Genomic DNA, 15838 nt, shown 5'->3' on the forward strand with positions numbered 1-15838 from the left:
CGCAGCAAAGTCGTGATAGCCCGCGGGGCAGGAAGACTTGGCGGGAAACGAAAGAATTTGGGCGGCCCTGAACTGCAGCAAAGGGCACGGCCGCGCCACATTGTGAACGCGGACTGCAAACCGACCTGGCCAATCGCACGGCGGACCGGAACACAACGAGATTCGCCAATTTTGAATCAAGGTCGCAGCTACCATGCACCTCGCCACCCCACGCGCCCGCAGAGCCCGCAACGACCCGGAGTCACCTAGACATGCAGCAATCCCAGAGTTTGCATGGACGGACTTGTGAGTTCGACACTAATGTTGCACCACCCGCCACCCGAGGGGCGGATCAGGCTTCTTTGGCGTAGGCAAGGAGTTCGGCGTGAGGCTTACGGTCCACGTTCCAGAACTTTACGGGCTGGATCGGACGGGCTCGCACGTTGACATAGGTGAGTACGAGTTCCTGCTTTGCACGGGAGATCGCCACAAAGAACTCTTCCCTCGCCGCATCGCCCCAGAACATCTCTTCCTCGACGCCTATCACGACGACCTTCTCGAACTCCAAGCCCTTGCATTTATGGATCGTCAGGATCTTGACTGCATCTCGCTCCGACAGGCGCCTGAGCGCTTCGATGGGTTCACCGTCGACCGCGAGCTCCAAGCCGAACGCATCAACCGCCGCATTTATGACGACATCGATACGCCCACCCTGTTGGTACGCAGGCGACAACGCACTTAGCACGGGACGCGACACAAGGTCCAAGAATGTTCCGATCAATGCCCGCCATGATCCGATGTCGGATCGGATTTGCGGCGAGGTTCGAACCGCCGCCCGCGTAGTACGAAGAAGACGCTTCAACTGACTGTCAAACTGGGACGCCACCTCCTCGGTGGCGCTTCCTCGCGACGCAACACGCATCAGTTCTGCATACGCCGCGGGACGGCGATCCCCTGCAACGACCCAGACGAAGTTAAAGATCAGATTAGCGATGGGCTCGGCGGCCAGGTCCTGGCTCTCCTGCTCATTTCGGTACGGAGTTCCGCGATCGCGTAGCCGCTCGGCGAGCGCCTCTCCAACCTGCTTGGGCTGGTTACGGATCAAAATCGCGATCTCGCTCGGCGGGACACCCCGATCAAGCCAGCGGTCGATGACGTCGACGATCGCAGCTGCCTCGTCAACTTGACTGTCAAAATCAAGTACGCGGATCATGCCCTCGTCGCCCAGGAGGTCATCGGAGGGGCTGGCAGCGGCCGGGTCGATGTCCTCGATCATCCGGTTCTGCATTCTGCGGAGTCGGGGCGCCGACCTAAAGTTCTGGTAAAGGGGAAGCGATTCCGCCTGGAAGTCGTTGGCGAATGTTTCCAGAATCGCGTCGAGCGCGCCCGCCCAGGCCATTATTCGTTGTTTGACATCGCCGACTGCCGTTAGGATTGTGCTCGTGTCTAGGAACGCGGCTCTCAGCAGTTCGTACTGACTTCTGGTGGCGTCCTGAAACTCGTCGAGGAACACGTGGCTATAAGTCTGGCGAAGGGCGCCTCGCGCGTACGGGTTCGCCTCAAGGATCTCCAGCGCGAACGGAACGAGATCGTCGAAAGTGATCTGCTCACCGCGGATCCGGTCCGTAGCGTCGATCCGGTAGGCAGGTCCTAGCGCGTTCTGTCCGGTGAGGGCGGGTCGATAGTTGTCGATCAGTCGCTTGGCAAAAGCGTGGAAGGTGAAACTGTCGAACCGCGCGGCGTACTGGCTTCCTGAGCGGATGCGGACACGGTCCCGCAGGTTCCGTGCCGCGTCCACCTTAAACGAGATGGCAAGGATCCTCTGTGGGTAGGCCGTCGCGCCAGTTCGTAGGAGGAAGTCGGCCCGCTGGGCCAGCAGCTCAGTCTTGCCCGCGCCCGGGCCCGCGGCGACCACCACGTTCCTGCTGGTTGCCGTCGCAGCACTGAGAGCGTTCGGCTCAAGACGCAGGTCGTCAACTGGTTGCCACTCCCACTTCGGGATCACTCGGGCAGCTCCGCGAGCATTACCTTGACGCGCTCGACAAGTCGGCTGAGTACAGCGGGAAGCCCTTCGAGCAGATCGTCGTCAGTCAATTTGGAGAGCGCCTCAAGATGGGTGGCGAGTTTGCTCTTGAGGTCGAACTTGGCGTGGTAATCGTCGAACAGGTACAAGACGTCACTTCCGAGATGGTGCTCGTTTACGTGCCCCTTGCCGAGCACCGCTATAATCGCCGCTTCATCCGGCCGGGTCGGGTTCGTCTCGTACGCCGCCGGATAGGCAGCGAGCATCATCAGATCCAGGTCGATGGGCTCCGAGAAGAAGACGTCCTGGTCCTCGAGAGCGGCGAGCGGGCCGCTACCAGGCGGGTACCCGGGCTCATCGAACTGCGGGAAACTGTGGTCGTCGCTCCAGTTCGGGAGGTTAGGGAAGTATGCAGCCGTAAACGGAGGCGGGGTCCTGACATCGTTGACCTTGTTCAACCCGTTGCGAACCCGTCCCCAGCCAGCCTGGTGGCGTCCGGAGTCCAAGTCGAGCAGCGTTACGTAAGGAATCTTGAGTTCGTTGAGTAGCCGCCAGAAGTGGTTGACGTGCCGCCCACCCAACGGCACGACCGAGACCGAGGCATCATCCTCGGCAACCCCCGCCGCCGCCAGTATGCGCGACAGGACTACCTGTTCGCTGGCCCCCTCGCCTAGGACCACCAGGCGCGAGAAGTAGAGTTCGGGGTAGGCCTGGACCGCCTCCTGAACGTACTTGGCGGCCAGTTGGTCGTTTTCAGGGAGGAAAATGCGGTGAACCGTGGTTTCGCGCCTGCCGTTGAGCCGAACGAAGCAGATCGACTCGGGATGCACTCGGCGCAGCAGCGTTGGCGCGTGCGTGGCGATCAGGGCTTGAACGTCGCCCTGCTGGCTGGCTTCGCGCAACTGGCGGATAATGCGGCCGAGGTACTGTGGTGCGAGGCTGTTCTCTGGCTCCTCCAACGCGAGGACAGTATGGACCGGCGGCCGAAGTCGGTCCGGGTCGAGAGCTGGTTCATCACCGGCGAGCACGCTCTGAGCCAACCTGTGCCAGGCCAGCACCATCGAGATGTACAGCAGAGACTTCTGTCCGTCGCTAAGCCGGTCGAACGGCAGTGATACGTCACCGTGCGAGGGTGCGAATGTGACAGTCAACCGGCGGAGTACGCCCTCCAGGTCACCGTGGCCGAATGCAATGGATGGGTCCTGGAAGAACGTCCCCGCATGTAGGCCCGACCACTCCTTCGCCAGTTGAGTCCCGATCGTGGCGACGGCAACGTTGCCAGCGAGCACGTCAGTCACGCTCGACATGATGTCGCTCAACGAACCTCGCTCCGAGCTCCAGTCAGCAGCCCGCAGGACCCGACCGATGAGCGATGCAGTCGTGAAGGAGATGTGGTCAGCCGGGTCCCGACGCGCAGGGAGGTAATGCACCTCGATATGGGCACGGTCGTGGCGCGACATGTCGGCACGGGATGTGGGTTCACCGTCTGCATCGACCTCAAGAACGTACTCGATCTTCTCGTCGACCTCCCCGTCCGGCGCGAGAGCCGCGGTGAGGCGGACTCTGACTTGCGGAACGCCCTCCTCGGTCTCGATGGCCATATGGGAGAAGTAGGGCGGGATCGACGGGTGCCCCTGGTCGTTTGCGGCCTCCGGAAACTCGATGTCGACCTCAAGCCACAGCGTCGGCTGGGCGAGGTGGAGTCTTGCGGAGTCTCCGGCGGCGGGTACATGGAAGTCTTGGACCTGGACTCTGCGCTGAGTTGCCAGCGGGCTGAAGAGTCGCGACAGCGCTTGTAGGACTGCGGTCTTTCCGGATCCGTTCGGGCCGAGTACGTACGTGAGGTCGTTTAGCTCGATGACTGTCGGGTCAGGGCCGAACGACTGGAAGTTCTGGAGGCGAAGCCGACGCATCCTCATGGCTGGTTCTGGTCTCCTTCGAACGACGTCACGGCCTGCGACAACTCGCACAGGATGACGTTCGAACGTTAGCCGTCGAACCTTGGCAAGGACGGATGGCACGCCGCGTTCCGTCCCCACTCTGCCAACTTCACCCGTCGCCCACGGCTTTTGTCTGCTCGTCCCGCCTGACTCGACCTACTCTGGTGTCGGGCTGCCCCTTAGCCGCGCTGGCGCCGGGGACCGCAGCGCCGTAGGCAGCAAGGTGTTGGACCGGCTCGAGTTGGGCCGCAAGCCCGCGGACATGGCGCACGATCTCCGCCTGTCGCAGAGAGGACCGTACCGATAATGATCTCGAGCCGGGCCAGACCAGTGAGGAGAAGGCCAAGCTGACTGCGGCCAGGAAGCGAATCGCCGAACTCGAGACCCGGGCTGGCGCGACATCGGCACGTGAACGAGCCGCTGGAGAGGTTGGCGCCTCAGAAGGCAGTCGGAAGCGATCACGGTGAGGGCCGCTATCCAACCCGCGGCGTGGGTGCTGGAGTACTCGGAGTCCGGCTACTACGCCTGCCTATTGCGGGCACCCTCGGCCCGCCACGCGCGGCGCACCCTGTTGACCGCGTTCATCCGCTAGTGACGGTCCGGCCCCACTCCCGCGCCACCTCGTCGTCGTGCGCAGGGCGACCGTCCCCGTCGCGGCCGGCGGCAGCTACGACCTGTTCGGCGACTGACGTCCCCGGGCGCCCGGCACCGCACTCGACCTCTGCGGCGACGACGGTGCGCCAGTCACCGCACCTGCGCGGTTGCCGGGACCACCGCCGATGACTTCCACCCCACAGCCCGGTCTACACCCTGACCACGCCGCCGACCCACCGGAGCACATCATGGGATCGATCGAGATCGAGCTGTTCACGACCCTGGACCTCGTCGGGCAGGCGCCCGGCGGGCCCGACGAGGACCCCATCGGGTTCCCGTTCGGCGGCTGGCAGGCGCCCCTGCTGGACGACGTGGCCGGGGAGCAGGTCGCCGCCGCGTACGAGGGCACCGACGCCCTCCTGCTCGGCCGCCGCACGTACGACATCTTCGCCGCCTACTGGCCCCACCAGGAGGGCGGTCAGGACAGCGACTTCGCCGCACTCTTCAACCGCATCCCCAAGTACGTCGCCTCGCGGGGCAAGCCTGACCTGTCCTGGGCCGGGTCCTCGCTCCTCGGCCCCGACCTCGCCGCCGCGGTGCGGGAGATCCGTGACCGGCACGAGCACGTCAAGGTCGTCGGCAGCCTCGGCCTGGTGCAGACGCTCCTGCGCGAGAAGCTCTTCGACCGCCTCGACCTGTGGGTGCACCCCATCGTCCTCGGTGTCGGGAAGTCGGTGTTCGACGGCGGTGCCGTGCCCACCAACCTGACACTGCTCCAACCGCCCGCCGCCAGCCCTGCGGGCACCGTGCTGCTGCGTTACGGTCTTGCCGACGGCACGCCCTCGACGGGCGACATGGCGGCCGCAGACCGCGGCGTCGACCGGCAGGCCGGGCCGAACACCTGAGACAGGAGCACTCATGACCGTCCAGAGGCTCGACAACGTCGGCATCGTCGTCGACGACCTCGACGCGGCAGTGGCATTCTTCGTCGAGCTCGGGCTGGAGCTCGAGGGCAGGGCGCCCATCGAAGGCGCCTGGGCGGGGGACGTCGTCGGGCTCGACGAGATGCGGTCGGAGATCGCGATGATGCGCGTGCCCGACGGTCCTGGCCGACTCGAGCTCAGCACCTACCACTCCCCTGCGGCCGTGGACGTCGGCCTGGGCCGTGCACCGTCGAACACCTTGGGCCTGCACCGCGTGATGTTCGCGGTCGACGACATCGACGACACGGTCGAACGGCTGCGGGGGCACGGAGCCACGCTCGTCGGCCAGATCGTCAGGTACGAGGACGCCTACCGGCTCTGCTACCTCCGCGGACCGGAGGGGATCATCGTCGCGCTGGCCGAACAGCTCGGGTGACCGCAGGGCTCGTGGTCGTCGCCCTCGCTGTCCGACGACGTTGCCCTCGCCGCCGGATTCCGTCACCCTCGGCATCGGGTTGCGTCACCCGCGACGGGTGCGGCGTCACCGTCTTGCCGGCGCGTCACCGGCGGCGGCACGGACCAGCGTGCAGCCAGGAATTCGCCTGACGTGACCGCCGTCACCTTCGTAGACTGCGGGGCATGGCATCCCGCATCAGTGAGCTCGTCCTCGACTGCGCCGACCCCGAGCTGCTCGCGCGGTTCTGGAGCGGAGTCCTCGGCTACGTCGAGCTCGGGCGGGAGGACGGGGCGATCGAGATCGGCCCGGCCGACGTCGGGTTCGGCGGCCTCCAGCCGACCATCGTCCTGAGCCCGAGCAACGACCCGAAGACGGGCAAGCTCCCTCTGCACATCGACGTCAACGCGACCGACCGGGACCAGGACGCCGAGCTCGAACGCCTGCTGGCCCTGGGCGCGCGTCGCGCGGACGTCGGGCAGACGGGCGACGCGTCGTGGCACGTGCTCGCCGACCCCGAGGGCAACGAGTTCTGCCTCCTGCGCAAGCGCCTCGACCCCTGACGACAGCACCGAGGGAGGACGTCTTGCGCGAGGTAGCACGCAGCACGTCCTCCCTCGCGCAAGACGTCCTACCTCGAGCGCACGCAGGCGCTCACGCCGCCTGCGGCACCGCCGCGAGCCCGTGCGACCGTTCGAGCCGCTCGACGAGCAGCGTCCCGGCAGCCACGACCGGCAGGAGCACGAGGTTCCCGATCAGCATGGTGCGCAGGAACGGCAGGCCGGCGACGTAGCTGGCCACGAGCCCGTCGACCCCGGCCAGGTACCAGACGCCGCGCCCCTGGAACCAGACGCCGAAGTTGGTCCAGAGGAAGAACCACAGCGACCCGCCCACGCCCAGCCCGGCGGCCGCGCCCACGCGACCCCAGCCGGAGGTGTTGCGGGTCAGGAGTGCCGCGAGCCCGACCACGAGCCAGGCGCTCCACGTGAACAGCGCGATCGACGTGTTGCCGAGCACCAGGTCGGAGACCACCGCGACGAGCAGCGGGGCCAGGAACGCCAGGCGGTGGCGTACGAGGACCGCAGCCGCGAACGCCGCGGACGTCACGAGCTCGAGGTTCGGCGGGGCGCCGATCTCCTCGCGCACGAGGCGGAAGACGACGGCGAGCGTCACGACCGCTACCGCGATCGCGGGGCGCCACCAGCGTGTCAGGAGGTGAACTTCTCGAGCTTCCACGTGATCTCGTCTCCCGTCTCCGTCACGAGCGACCCGGCGCCGACCTGGGCCATCTCACCGTTCACGTACAGCGCCCAGAACTCGCCGGCCGGGTCCGCGGCGACGCCGCCGATGCCCGTCACGAACGCCATGTCGCCCTCGCCCTGGAGGGTCGCGCTCGGGTCGGCAGCAAGCAGCAGCTCGAGCGCCGTCTTCCCGGCGACGCCCTCGTAGGAGAGCTCGGAGTCGTCGGCGCCGTCGGTCGGGTCGTCGGGGGCGTCGGACGCGTCGTCGTCAGCAGCGACCGACGACGACGCCGAGGTGTCGTCCGCCGGGGCGTCGTCGGTCGCACCGCAACCGGCGAGGAGGCCGACGGCGAGCAGGAGCGACGCGAGGGCGGTCAGCGAGCGCGCCGGGGTGGCACGAAGAGTCTGGGGGTTCACACCGTGAAGTCTATGAACGAGCCCGCGACCAGGCTCCGGGTGCCCAGCAGACGGAACGTCACGCGTCGATCCGCGCCCGGTCCAGGCCCGCGGCGCCCGCGATGATGAAGTCCTTGCGCGGGGCGACGTCCGACCCCATGAGGAGCTCGAACACCCGCTCGGCGGACTCCGCGTGCTCGGCGGTGACACGGCGCAGCGTGCGGTGGCGCGGGTCCATGGTGGTCTCGGCGAGCTGGTCGGCGTCCATCTCCCCGAGGCCCTTGTAGCGCTGGATGTCGTCCTTGTAGCGCTTGCCCGACTTGTCGAGCTTCTTGAGGACGTCGCGCAGCTCTGCCTCGGAGTACGTGTAGATGTACTCGTTCTTGCGCGAGCCCGCGCCGATGACCTCGACGCGGTGCAACGGTGGCACGGCCGCGTAGACCCGGCCCGCGTCCACGAGGGGGCGCATGTACCGGAAGAAGAGCGTGAGCAGGAGCGTGCGGATGTGCGCACCGTCGACGTCGGCGTCCGTCATGAGGACGACCTTGCCGTAGCGCGCGCCCTCGAGGTCGAAGGACCGGCCCGAGCCCGCCCCGATGACCTGGATGATGGCGGCGCACTCAGCGTTGCGGAGCATGTCCGTGACCGAGGCCTTCTGGACGTTGAGGATCTTGCCGCGGATGGGCAGCAGCGCCTGGAAGTCGGAGCTGCGCGCGAGCTTTGCGGTACCGAGCGCCGAGTCGCCCTCGACGATGAAGAGCTCGCTGCGCTCGACGTCGTCGCTGCGGCAGTCCGCGAGCTTGGACGGCAGCGAGGAGGTCTCGAGCGCGTTCTTGCGGCGCGAGATCTCCTTCTGCTTGCGCGCGGTGATGCGCGCGCGCATCTCGGCGACGACCTTGTCGAGGAGCAGCGAGGCCTGCGTCTTCTCGTCGCGCTTGGTCGAGGTCAGCATGGCGCCGAGCTGCTGCTCGATGACGCGGGCCACGATCGCACGCACGGGGGCCGTGCCGAGGACCTCCTTGGTCTGTCCCTCGAACTGCGGCTCCGCCAGGCGAACGGTCAGCACGGCCGTGAGACCCGCGAGGACGTCGTCCTTCTCGATGCGCTCCGAGGCGTCCTTCGTGGACACCTTGAGGCGACGGGCGTTGGTCTCGACCCCCTTGCGCAGGATCTTGAGCAGCCCGGCCTCGAAGCCTGCGAGGTGCGAACCGCCCTTGGGCGTCGAGATGATGTTGACGAAGGTCCGCAGCTCGGTGTCGTAGCCGGTGCCCCAGCGCAGCGCCACGTCGACCTCGCAGTCACGCGTGACCTCCTGCGGGGTCAGGTGCCCGCGGTCGTCGAGCACGGGCACGGTCTCCTTGAACGTGCCCGAGCCCGTCAGGTGCCACGTCGCGGTGACGGCCGGGTCGGGCGCGAGGAAGTCGACGAAGTCGACCGTGCCGCCCGAGTGCTGGAAGCTCTCCTCGACCGGACCGTCGGCGCCCGGTGTGCCCGCCAGGCCGCGCTCGTCGCGGAGCGTGATCTTGAGGCCGGGCACGAGGAACGTCGTCTGGCGGGCGCGGGTCACGAGCTCGTCGTAGGAGAACACCGCGGTCTTGGGGAAGACCTGGCGGTCCGCCCAGTAGCGCACGCGCGTGCCCGTCCTGCCTCGCGGGGCCTTGCCGACCACGGCCAGCTCGGAGCGCTCGACGAACGGCGTGAACGCCGCGTCGGGGTCGGGCCCGGTCTTGGGGTCGGCGAACACTCCGGGCTCGCCGCGGTGGAACGTCATGCGGTAGGTCTTGGAGCCGCGGTCCACCTCGACGTCGAGGCGCGAGGACAGGGCGTTGACGACCGAGGCGCCCACGCCGTGCAGGCCGCCCGACGCCGTGTACGAGCCGCCGCCGAACTTGCCGCCCGCGTGCAGCTTGGTGAAGACGACCTCGACACCGCTGAGCCCCGTCTTGGGCTCGATGTCGACGGGGATGCCTCGCCCGTTGTCCTTGACGGTCACCGAGGTGTCGGCGTGCAGCACGACCTCGATCGCGTCGCAGTTGCCCGCGAGTGCCTCGTCGACCGAGTTGTCGATGATCTCCCACAGGCAGTGCATGAGTCCGCGCGAGTCGGTGGACCCGATGTACATGCCGGGCCGCTTGCGGACGGCCTCCAGGCCTTCGAGGACGGAGAGGTGCCGCGCGGTGTAGCTGGACTCAGAGGTGGTCGTCACGAAGGGAAAGCCTAGACGCTGCCACCCACAGGTTCGGTCCGCCGGGCCGCAGCCGACCGGACCTCCACACGATCCCGACGTATTCCCGGAACCGTGCGGCTACGCGGGTAGCGAACCCGGGCCCTTTCGGTACGAGGAACGCGCCCCGAGGTGATTACATGGTCACGTGACTGCTACGACGACTCAACCGCTGACCGTGGCCGACCGTTGCGACCGCTGCGGCGCTCAGGCCTACGTGCGCGTGACCATGCCCAGTGGGGAGCTCCTCTTCTGCGCCCACCACGCGCGCGCGCACGCCGCTGCGTTCGCAGACATCGCCACGCACGTCCAGGACGAGACGGACCGCCTGCTCGCCGAGCACGGCGCCCGCTGACACGACCCGGCGCGCACTCGTAGCGCGCCGCACTCCTGAACCCCGACCGGTGCACGCCACCGGCCGGGGTTCTTTCGTGCCCGGCCGGGTCCGCGGCGAGACGTCCTACCGAGCTGCGCTCCGCCGTCGGACCGTCGCATGCTGGAAACCCCGCCCGACGGCGCCACGCCCCTCCCGGCCCCGGTGCACCACCCGCGCAGGACCTGCGCGGGCGACGACGCGAGTAGGCCCGCACCCCGTCCGGGGTGCGGGCCTTCTCGGCACTGTGCGTGGCGACTGCCGGGCCGATCAGTCCAGGTAGTCGCGCAGGACCTGCGAGCGGCTCGGGTGACGCAGCTTCGACATGGTCTTGGACTCGATCTGACGGATGCGCTCACGCGTCACGCCGTAGACCTTGCCGATCTCGTCGAGCGTCTTGGGCTGCCCGTCGCTCAGGCCGAAGCGCATCGAGACGACGCCGGCCTCACGCTCGGAGAGCGTGTCGAGGACCTGGTGCAGCTGCTCCTGGAGCAGCGTGAAGCTCACGGCGTCCGCGGGGACGACGGCCTCGGAGTCCTCGATGAGGTCACCGAACTCGCTGTCACCGTCCTCACCGAGCGGCGTGTGCAGCGAGATGGGCTCACGGCCGTACTTCTGGACCTCGACGACCTTCTCGGGGGTCATGTCGAGCTCCTTGGCGAGCTCCTCCGGGGTGGGCTCGCGGCCCAGGTCCTGGAGCATCTGGCGCTGCACGCGCGCCAGCTTGTTGATGACCTCGACCATGTGCACCGGGATACGGATGGTGCGGGCCTGGTCGGCCATGGCGCGCGTGATGGCCTGACGGATCCACCACGTGGCGTACGTCGAGAACTTGTAGCCCTTGGTGTAGTCGAACTTCTCGACCGCACGGATCAGACCGAGGTTGCCCTCCTGGATCAGGTCCAGGAACAGCATGCCGCGGCCCGTGTAGCGCTTGGCGAGCGAGACGACCAGACGCAGGTTGGCCTCGAGGAGGTGGTTCTTCGCCCGGCGCCCGTCCGAGGAGATCCACTCGAGCTCACGGCGCAGCTTGGGCTCGAACGTGTCGCCCGAGCTCAGGCGCTCCTCGGCGAACAGGCCGGCCTCGATGCGCTTGGCGAGCTCGACCTCCTGCTCGGCGTTCAGCAGCGCGACCTTGCCGATCTGCTTGAGGTAGTCCTTGACCGGGTCCGCGGTGGCACCCGCGGTCACGACCTGCTGGGCCGGGGCGTCGTCGTCGTCCGCGTCGGAGTAGACGAAGCCGCGCGACTCGTCGGGCTCCTCGCCCGGCTTGGCCGCGGGGGCTGCGGTCTCGGTCTCCTCGTCGGCCTCGACCAGGTCCTCGACCACGACCTCCTCGGAGTCCTCGTCGTCCTTGGCACCGCGCTTCTTGCGAGCGGCGGTCGCCTTGGGCGCGGCGGTCTTGGCGGTCGCGGCGCGCTTGCGGGTCGCGGGAGCCTTAGCTGCGGGCGCGGCGTCCTCGGCGGAGGCTGCCTCGGGAGCGGCGGCCGCCTCGGCGGCTGCTGCGGTGCGCGTCGTCGTGACGGCGCTCGCTCGCGGAGTCGTCGCCTTCTTGGTCGCGGGCTTCACGGCTCGCGACGTCGTCGTGGAGCGCGACGAGGTGGCCGCGGCGACCTTCGTCGCGACGGGGATCTCGACCTCGACACCGGCACCGGCCAGTGCGCGGAGCACGGCCTTCAGTCGCTTGGGGTCGCCGATCGTCGCGCTCTCGCAGGCGTTGCGGAAGCTCTCGGCGTCGACCCGACCGTTCTCACTCCCCTTGCGCAGGAGTTCCTGCAGGGCGGGGTGTTCGAACTCGTGCGGGAGAGCGGGGTTCTGTGAAGAGGGCGCCACAAACCGACCTTTCGGCAATCACTGGAGGGGCGTGCCCGGGAGATCGGAGGACTCTCGGATCATGTGCGGACACCTATATTGTACCGGCCGATCCGTCAACGGACGCCGTGAAGAGTGTTCCGACGCGGGTGAGTCGCCGCCGACAGGCCTGCGCACGTCCACCCCGCTGGGATGTCGTCCCCTGGTCAACGCCCCGGCGAGGCCGAAGATTCCCTCCTCAGGGGTTCGCGTCACACCTGGCGAGCGGGGCGCCGGCCCACCACACCGTTGTGGCAGGCCTCGCGACCGGTTCCGCGACGCGCCGACCGGCTCCGGACGTCAGGTGCGGACGGGCTTGACCGCGAGGACCGGGCAGGGCGCGTCGAGCAGGATGCGCTGTGCGTTCGAGCCGAGGATCAGCTTGCCGACCGGGCTGCGTCGCCGCAGGCCGATCACGATGAGCTCGGCCTGGTGGGCCTCGGCGGTCCCCACCAGGTCCTCGGCGACCTCCCCCGTGCCGGTGACGACCCGGTGAGCCAGCCCCGCGGCGTCGAGAGGAGCCGTGATCCGGGCGATGTCCTCGATCCGCTCGCCCTCCTGCGTGGGCGAGGCCTGCCCGCCCTTGTCGCTCACGACCACCAGCAGCTCGCTCCGACGGGCGACGGCCTCGTCGACCGCGGTCGAGAGCGCCTCGCTCCCCTCGGGGGTGGACAGGTAACCGACAACGACTGTCATGGGATTCCTCCGTCATGCCTGGGCATGCCTGCTGGCGCGCGTGGAGCGGGTGGCGCTCGTGCCGCGATCCGGGACCACCCCGGCACGTGCGACGGTACCGGAACACCGATCCTCACGTCGCCCGTCGCACTCGCCGATCCTGCCGGCGCGCCCACCCCGGGGCGAGCCCCGCCTCGAGCGCGCGCTCGACGAGCAGCGCCAACCGGTAACCGGGGTCTGCGTCCAGGGCCGCCGCGAGCCGGTCGGTCGCGAGCACGCCGTCGCCGTCCCACCATGCGAGGAGCGCCAGGAGAGTCAGTGCGGGTGCTTGCCCACCGCGACGCCCGGCACCGGCGACGGCCTCGAGGACCTCCCGTGCGCACCGGGCCCGCAGGGGGTCGGGCGGCAGTCCTGCGTCAGGGTCGACGACGGCCGCGAGCGCCGCCGCAGTCCCGACCTCGACCTGCTCCCCCGCGACCGAGGTGGCCGTGAGGAAAGCGATCTCGTCGTTGCCCGCGACGAACGAGAGCAGCACCGCGTCCCGGACGGGGACGCACTCGAGCGCGACCTCGAGACGTCCCAGGATCGTCGCCTGCACGGGAGCGGGGTGCGTCGACCGGCCGCCCGGGGCGCCCTGGGCGAGCGCACGGCAGCGCTCCTCGACGTGCGCGGTCGCCGCACGCCATGCGTCGAGCCCTTCCTGGCGCCAGGCGGCGAGCGCGTCGTGGTCGTGCGTCGCGAGCGCGGCGTCCCGTCGGGCTCGCCAGCGGGCCGCGGCCCGGGACGCCCGGCGACGGGCCACGGCGTCGAGCACCGGGACGGCCGTGGCCTGCGCCCGGCTGGACGCCACCGTGGCCCCGGCGAGGACCATGTGCGCCCCGACCTCGGTGGACTCGATCTCCGCGAGCGGGCGCCCCCCGGGCGGGCAGCACCTCCTGTCCACGCAGTCGGCACCGTGGTAGCCGGTCCCCGTGACGACCCAGACCTCGGGCCGCCCGAGGAACCCCTCGGCGGCGTCGGTCCAGTGCTCGACCGCGGCACGCTCGCGCGCGGCGGGCGCACCGCCTGCGCGCAGGTCGACGTCGGCGTAGACCACGAGGACCGCACGGGTGGCACCGTCCGAGGAGAGGTGCGAGACGAGCGTCCTGGCCACCTGGGGACCGCGCTCGAGGTCCGCCAGGTCGTCGAGGTCCACCCGCGCGACGAGACCGACCCTGCCGCGGGACGTGCGCAGGCTGACCAGGACGCCGCTGTCCTGCGGGCGGTAGCCGAGACGGAAGGGGATGTAGGCGAGGAGCTCCTGGGGCCCGCGAGCCCGGATCGTCGTTGTCATGCCGCCATCCCAGCGCCGTCGCACACCGTGCGAGCCGCGAGGGCGGCCCTGTGGACGACCGGATGGACTGTGGTCGGGCTCGGTGCCGCGCACTGACTACGGTGTGGGGGTGCGTCGCTCTTCACCTTCCTCCGGGACACCGTCCGTCCGCCTCCGCACGGCACCGGTCCTCGTCGTCTCGGTCTGCGTCCTGGCCGGCGTGCTCGCGGGCTGCACGGCCCCGGCGGACAGGTCGCGCGAGCCGGGCCCCGGGGCCGGGACGTCGTCGTCGGACCCTGTCCTGCCGGTCGACGGGGCGGGGGCCCCCGAGACGCCCATGCCGACGTTCGACGACTCCTCGGTCGCGGGGTCGCTGGTCGAGGGCTTCCCCACCGACGTCGTCCCCGTCCCGCCGGACGCCGAGGTCCTGGCCAGCTCCGCGGCTGACGTCGAGGGCCTGGCCCTGCGCCAGGTGACGCTCAACCTGTCCTCCCCCGCAGCCGTCCAGGAGATCCTGGACTTCTACGCGCAGTCGATGACCGCGGCGGGCTTCGCCGCGCTGCCCGGCAGCGTCCCCGGGGGTCTCAGCGGCCAGGTCGCCTTCAACCGGGCCACGGCCGACGGGGCGACCGAGACCCTGTCCGTCGGGGTCCTCGACACGACCGACGCACGCCTGGTCACGATCAGCGGCCAGGTCGTGCCGCCCGCGTGACCTAGGCTGCCCTCATGCCTGCCGACGCCCCCGCGCCCGCTCCCTCCCTGCCTGTCGACCGCGAGAACCTCCGTCCCGACGTCGACGCCGCCCTCCGCGCCTTCCTCGACGACCAACGGGTCCACCTCGCGTCCCTCAGCGAGGACGCCGCGCCGCTGGCCGAGGCGACCGCGGCCCTCCTCACGGGGGGCAAGCGCCTGCGGGCCGCGTTCTGCTACTGGTCCTGGCGGGCACACGGCGGCCAGGTCGACGACGGCAGGCGGCCCGCCGCCGTGCGCACCGGCGCGGCGCTCGAGCTGTTCCAGGCCGCAGCCCTGTTCCACGACGACGTCATGGACAACTCGGACACCCGCCGCGGCGCCCCCGCGGCCCACCGGGCGTTCGCAGCCCACCACCGCGAGGCCGGCTGGTCCGGCAGCGACGTCCAGTACGGCTCGTCGAGCGCGATCCTGCTCGGCGACCTGTGCCTCATCGCGAGCCAGGCCGAGATCCGTACAGGGCTCGTCGGGCTCCCCGAGGACCTCGCGCTGCGCACCCGCGCGCTGTTCGACGACATGCAGACCGAGGTGACGGTCGGCCAGTACCTCGACGTGCTGGCACAGGCCGTCCCGTGGGGCGTCGACCTCGACGCCGACGAGGCGCGGGCGCGGGCCGTGATCCGTTCGAAGTCCGCCCGGTACAGCGTCGAGCACCCCCTCGCGCTCGGTGCGGCGATCGCCGGGGCCCCTGCCGAGGCCCTCGCCACGGTCCCCACGTACGGGCTGCCGCTGGGCGAGGCCTTCCAGCTGCGCGACGACGTGTTGGGGGTCTACGGCGACCCGTCGGTCACGGGCAAGCCCGCGGGCGACGACCTGCGCGAGGGAAAGCGCACCGTCCTCGTCTCACGGGCCCTGCGCACCGCGACCCCGACGCAGCGCGCTCTGCTCCTGGAGTCGCTCGGGGACCCCGACCTCGACCAGGACACCGTCGAGACCCTGCGCGGAGTCCTGGTCGAGACCGGCGCCGTGGACGCGGTCGAGCGCCTCATCGCCGACCTCACGGACGAGGCCTTCGCCGCGCTCGACGCGGCGGGCCTGGCCTCGCCCGGGACCGAGATGGTCGCCGAGCTCGCGCGCGCCGCCGTCCAGCGTTCGGCCTGAGG

Annotated in this window: 14 protein-coding genes; 6 read left to right on the forward strand and 8 right to left on the reverse strand. The window is 69.4% G+C overall.

All coding sequences use genetic code 11. From position 1 onward, the window contains the following. Positions 1 to 331: 331 nt before the first annotated feature. Both ACZDYF_RS07415 and ACZDYF_RS07420 read right to left on the reverse strand, forming a co-directional pair. Positions 332 to 1984, reverse strand: coding sequence for a UvrD-helicase domain-containing protein (locus tag ACZDYF_RS07415; RefSeq protein WP_475055110.1), 1653 nt, complete (start codon positions 1982 to 1984; stop codon positions 332 to 334). Further along, positions 1981 to 3921, reverse strand: a complete 1941-nt coding sequence (locus ACZDYF_RS07420; protein WP_475055112.1) for an ATP-dependent nuclease — start codon at positions 3919 to 3921, stop codon at positions 1981 to 1983. Before ACZDYF_RS07420 ends, ACZDYF_RS07415 begins: the two co-directional genes overlap by 4 nt. An 863-nt stretch (positions 3922 to 4784) precedes the next feature. On the opposite strand from ACZDYF_RS07420, the gene ACZDYF_RS07425 reads away from it, so the two are divergent. From ACZDYF_RS07425 to ACZDYF_RS07435, 3 genes are all read left to right on the forward strand, one after another. Then, complete coding sequence (locus ACZDYF_RS07425; RefSeq protein WP_475055113.1) at positions 4785 to 5441, forward strand: dihydrofolate reductase family protein; 657 nt, start codon at positions 4785 to 4787, stop codon at positions 5439 to 5441. A 13-nt stretch (positions 5442 to 5454) separates the two neighbouring features. Next, on the forward strand, positions 5455 to 5895 hold the full coding sequence (locus ACZDYF_RS07430; RefSeq protein ID WP_475055115.1) for a VOC family protein: 441 nt from the start codon (positions 5455 to 5457) through the stop codon (positions 5893 to 5895). Positions 5896 to 6098: 203 nt separating this feature from the next. Further along, the gene (locus tag ACZDYF_RS07435) at positions 6099 to 6476 is read left to right on the forward strand and encodes a VOC family protein (protein ID WP_475055116.1); all 378 of its coding nucleotides are present in this window, start codon (positions 6099 to 6101) and stop codon (positions 6474 to 6476) included. A 91-nt stretch (positions 6477 to 6567) separates the two neighbouring features. Here the strand turns inward: ACZDYF_RS07435 and ACZDYF_RS07440 are convergent, their stop codons facing one another. From ACZDYF_RS07440 to ACZDYF_RS07450, 3 genes are read right to left on the reverse strand one after another with little or no spacing between them, the layout of a single operon-like run. Beyond that, positions 6568 to 7149, reverse strand: a complete 582-nt coding sequence (locus ACZDYF_RS07440; RefSeq protein WP_475055117.1) for a DUF6580 family putative transport protein — start codon at positions 7147 to 7149, stop codon at positions 6568 to 6570. Then, positions 7122 to 7571 (reverse strand): DUF4430 domain-containing protein, encoded by a 450-nt coding sequence (locus tag ACZDYF_RS07445; protein ID WP_475055118.1) that lies wholly within the window; start codon positions 7569 to 7571, stop codon positions 7122 to 7124. Before ACZDYF_RS07445 ends, ACZDYF_RS07440 begins: the two co-directional genes overlap by 28 nt. A gap of 58 nt (positions 7572 to 7629) precedes the next feature. Continuing rightward, positions 7630 to 9756 carry a DNA gyrase/topoisomerase IV subunit B gene (locus tag ACZDYF_RS07450; RefSeq protein WP_191792030.1) on the reverse strand — a complete coding sequence of 709 codons (2127 nt, stop codon included), beginning with the start codon at positions 9754 to 9756 and terminating at the stop codon, positions 7630 to 7632. A gap of 166 nt (positions 9757 to 9922) precedes the next feature. On the opposite strand from ACZDYF_RS07450, the gene ACZDYF_RS07455 reads away from it, so the two are divergent. Further along, the gene (locus ACZDYF_RS07455) at positions 9923 to 10129 is read left to right on the forward strand and encodes a DUF7455 domain-containing protein (RefSeq protein ID WP_191792029.1); all 207 of its coding nucleotides are present in this window, start codon (positions 9923 to 9925) and stop codon (positions 10127 to 10129) included. Positions 10130 to 10417: 288 nt separating this feature from the next. On the opposite strand, the gene ACZDYF_RS07460 is transcribed toward ACZDYF_RS07455, so the two are convergent. From ACZDYF_RS07460 to ACZDYF_RS07470, 3 genes are all read right to left on the reverse strand, one after another. Beyond that, positions 10418 to 11980 (reverse strand): RNA polymerase sigma factor, encoded by a 1563-nt coding sequence (locus ACZDYF_RS07460; protein WP_204809136.1) that lies wholly within the window; start codon positions 11978 to 11980, stop codon positions 10418 to 10420. 318 nt (positions 11981 to 12298) lie between these two features. Then, positions 12299 to 12694 (reverse strand): universal stress protein, encoded by a 396-nt coding sequence (locus tag ACZDYF_RS07465; RefSeq protein WP_191792027.1) that lies wholly within the window; start codon positions 12692 to 12694, stop codon positions 12299 to 12301. A gap of 112 nt (positions 12695 to 12806) precedes the next feature. Then, positions 12807 to 14006 (reverse strand): DUF4192 domain-containing protein, encoded by a 1200-nt coding sequence (locus ACZDYF_RS07470; RefSeq protein ID WP_475055121.1) that lies wholly within the window; start codon positions 14004 to 14006, stop codon positions 12807 to 12809. A gap of 109 nt (positions 14007 to 14115) precedes the next feature. Between ACZDYF_RS07470 and ACZDYF_RS07475 the strand changes: the two genes are divergently transcribed. Both ACZDYF_RS07475 and ACZDYF_RS07480 read left to right on the forward strand, forming a co-directional pair. Further along, on the forward strand, positions 14116 to 14697 hold the full coding sequence (locus tag ACZDYF_RS07475) for a hypothetical protein (RefSeq protein WP_475055123.1): 582 nt from the start codon (positions 14116 to 14118) through the stop codon (positions 14695 to 14697). A 14-nt stretch (positions 14698 to 14711) separates the two neighbouring features. Then, the gene (locus ACZDYF_RS07480; RefSeq protein ID WP_475055125.1) at positions 14712 to 15836 is read left to right on the forward strand and encodes a polyprenyl synthetase family protein; all 1125 of its coding nucleotides are present in this window, start codon (positions 14712 to 14714) and stop codon (positions 15834 to 15836) included. Positions 15837 to 15838 lie beyond the last annotated feature (2 nt).

It is taken from the genome of Oerskovia sp. PE-21s (assembly GCF_056158145.1).

Coding starts and splice junctions, on each gene's coding strand:
- ACZDYF_RS07420 (WP_475055112.1), bottom strand. CDS start 3,921: ATGAGGATGCGTCGGCTTCGCCTCCAGAACTTCCAGTCGTTCGGCCCT.
- ACZDYF_RS07425 (WP_475055113.1), top strand. CDS start 4,785: ATGGGATCGATCGAGATCGAGCTGTTCACGACCCTGGACCTCGTCGGG.
- ACZDYF_RS07430 (WP_475055115.1), top strand. CDS start 5,455: ATGACCGTCCAGAGGCTCGACAACGTCGGCATCGTCGTCGACGACCTC.
- ACZDYF_RS07435 (WP_475055116.1), top strand. CDS start 6,099: ATGGCATCCCGCATCAGTGAGCTCGTCCTCGACTGCGCCGACCCCGAG.
- ACZDYF_RS07465 (WP_191792027.1), bottom strand. CDS start 12,694: ATGACAGTCGTTGTCGGTTACCTGTCCACCCCCGAGGGGAGCGAGGCG.
- ACZDYF_RS07470 (WP_475055121.1), bottom strand. CDS start 14,006: ATGACAACGACGATCCGGGCTCGCGGGCCCCAGGAGCTCCTCGCCTAC.
- ACZDYF_RS07480 (WP_475055125.1), top strand. CDS start 14,712: ATGCCTGCCGACGCCCCCGCGCCCGCTCCCTCCCTGCCTGTCGACCGC.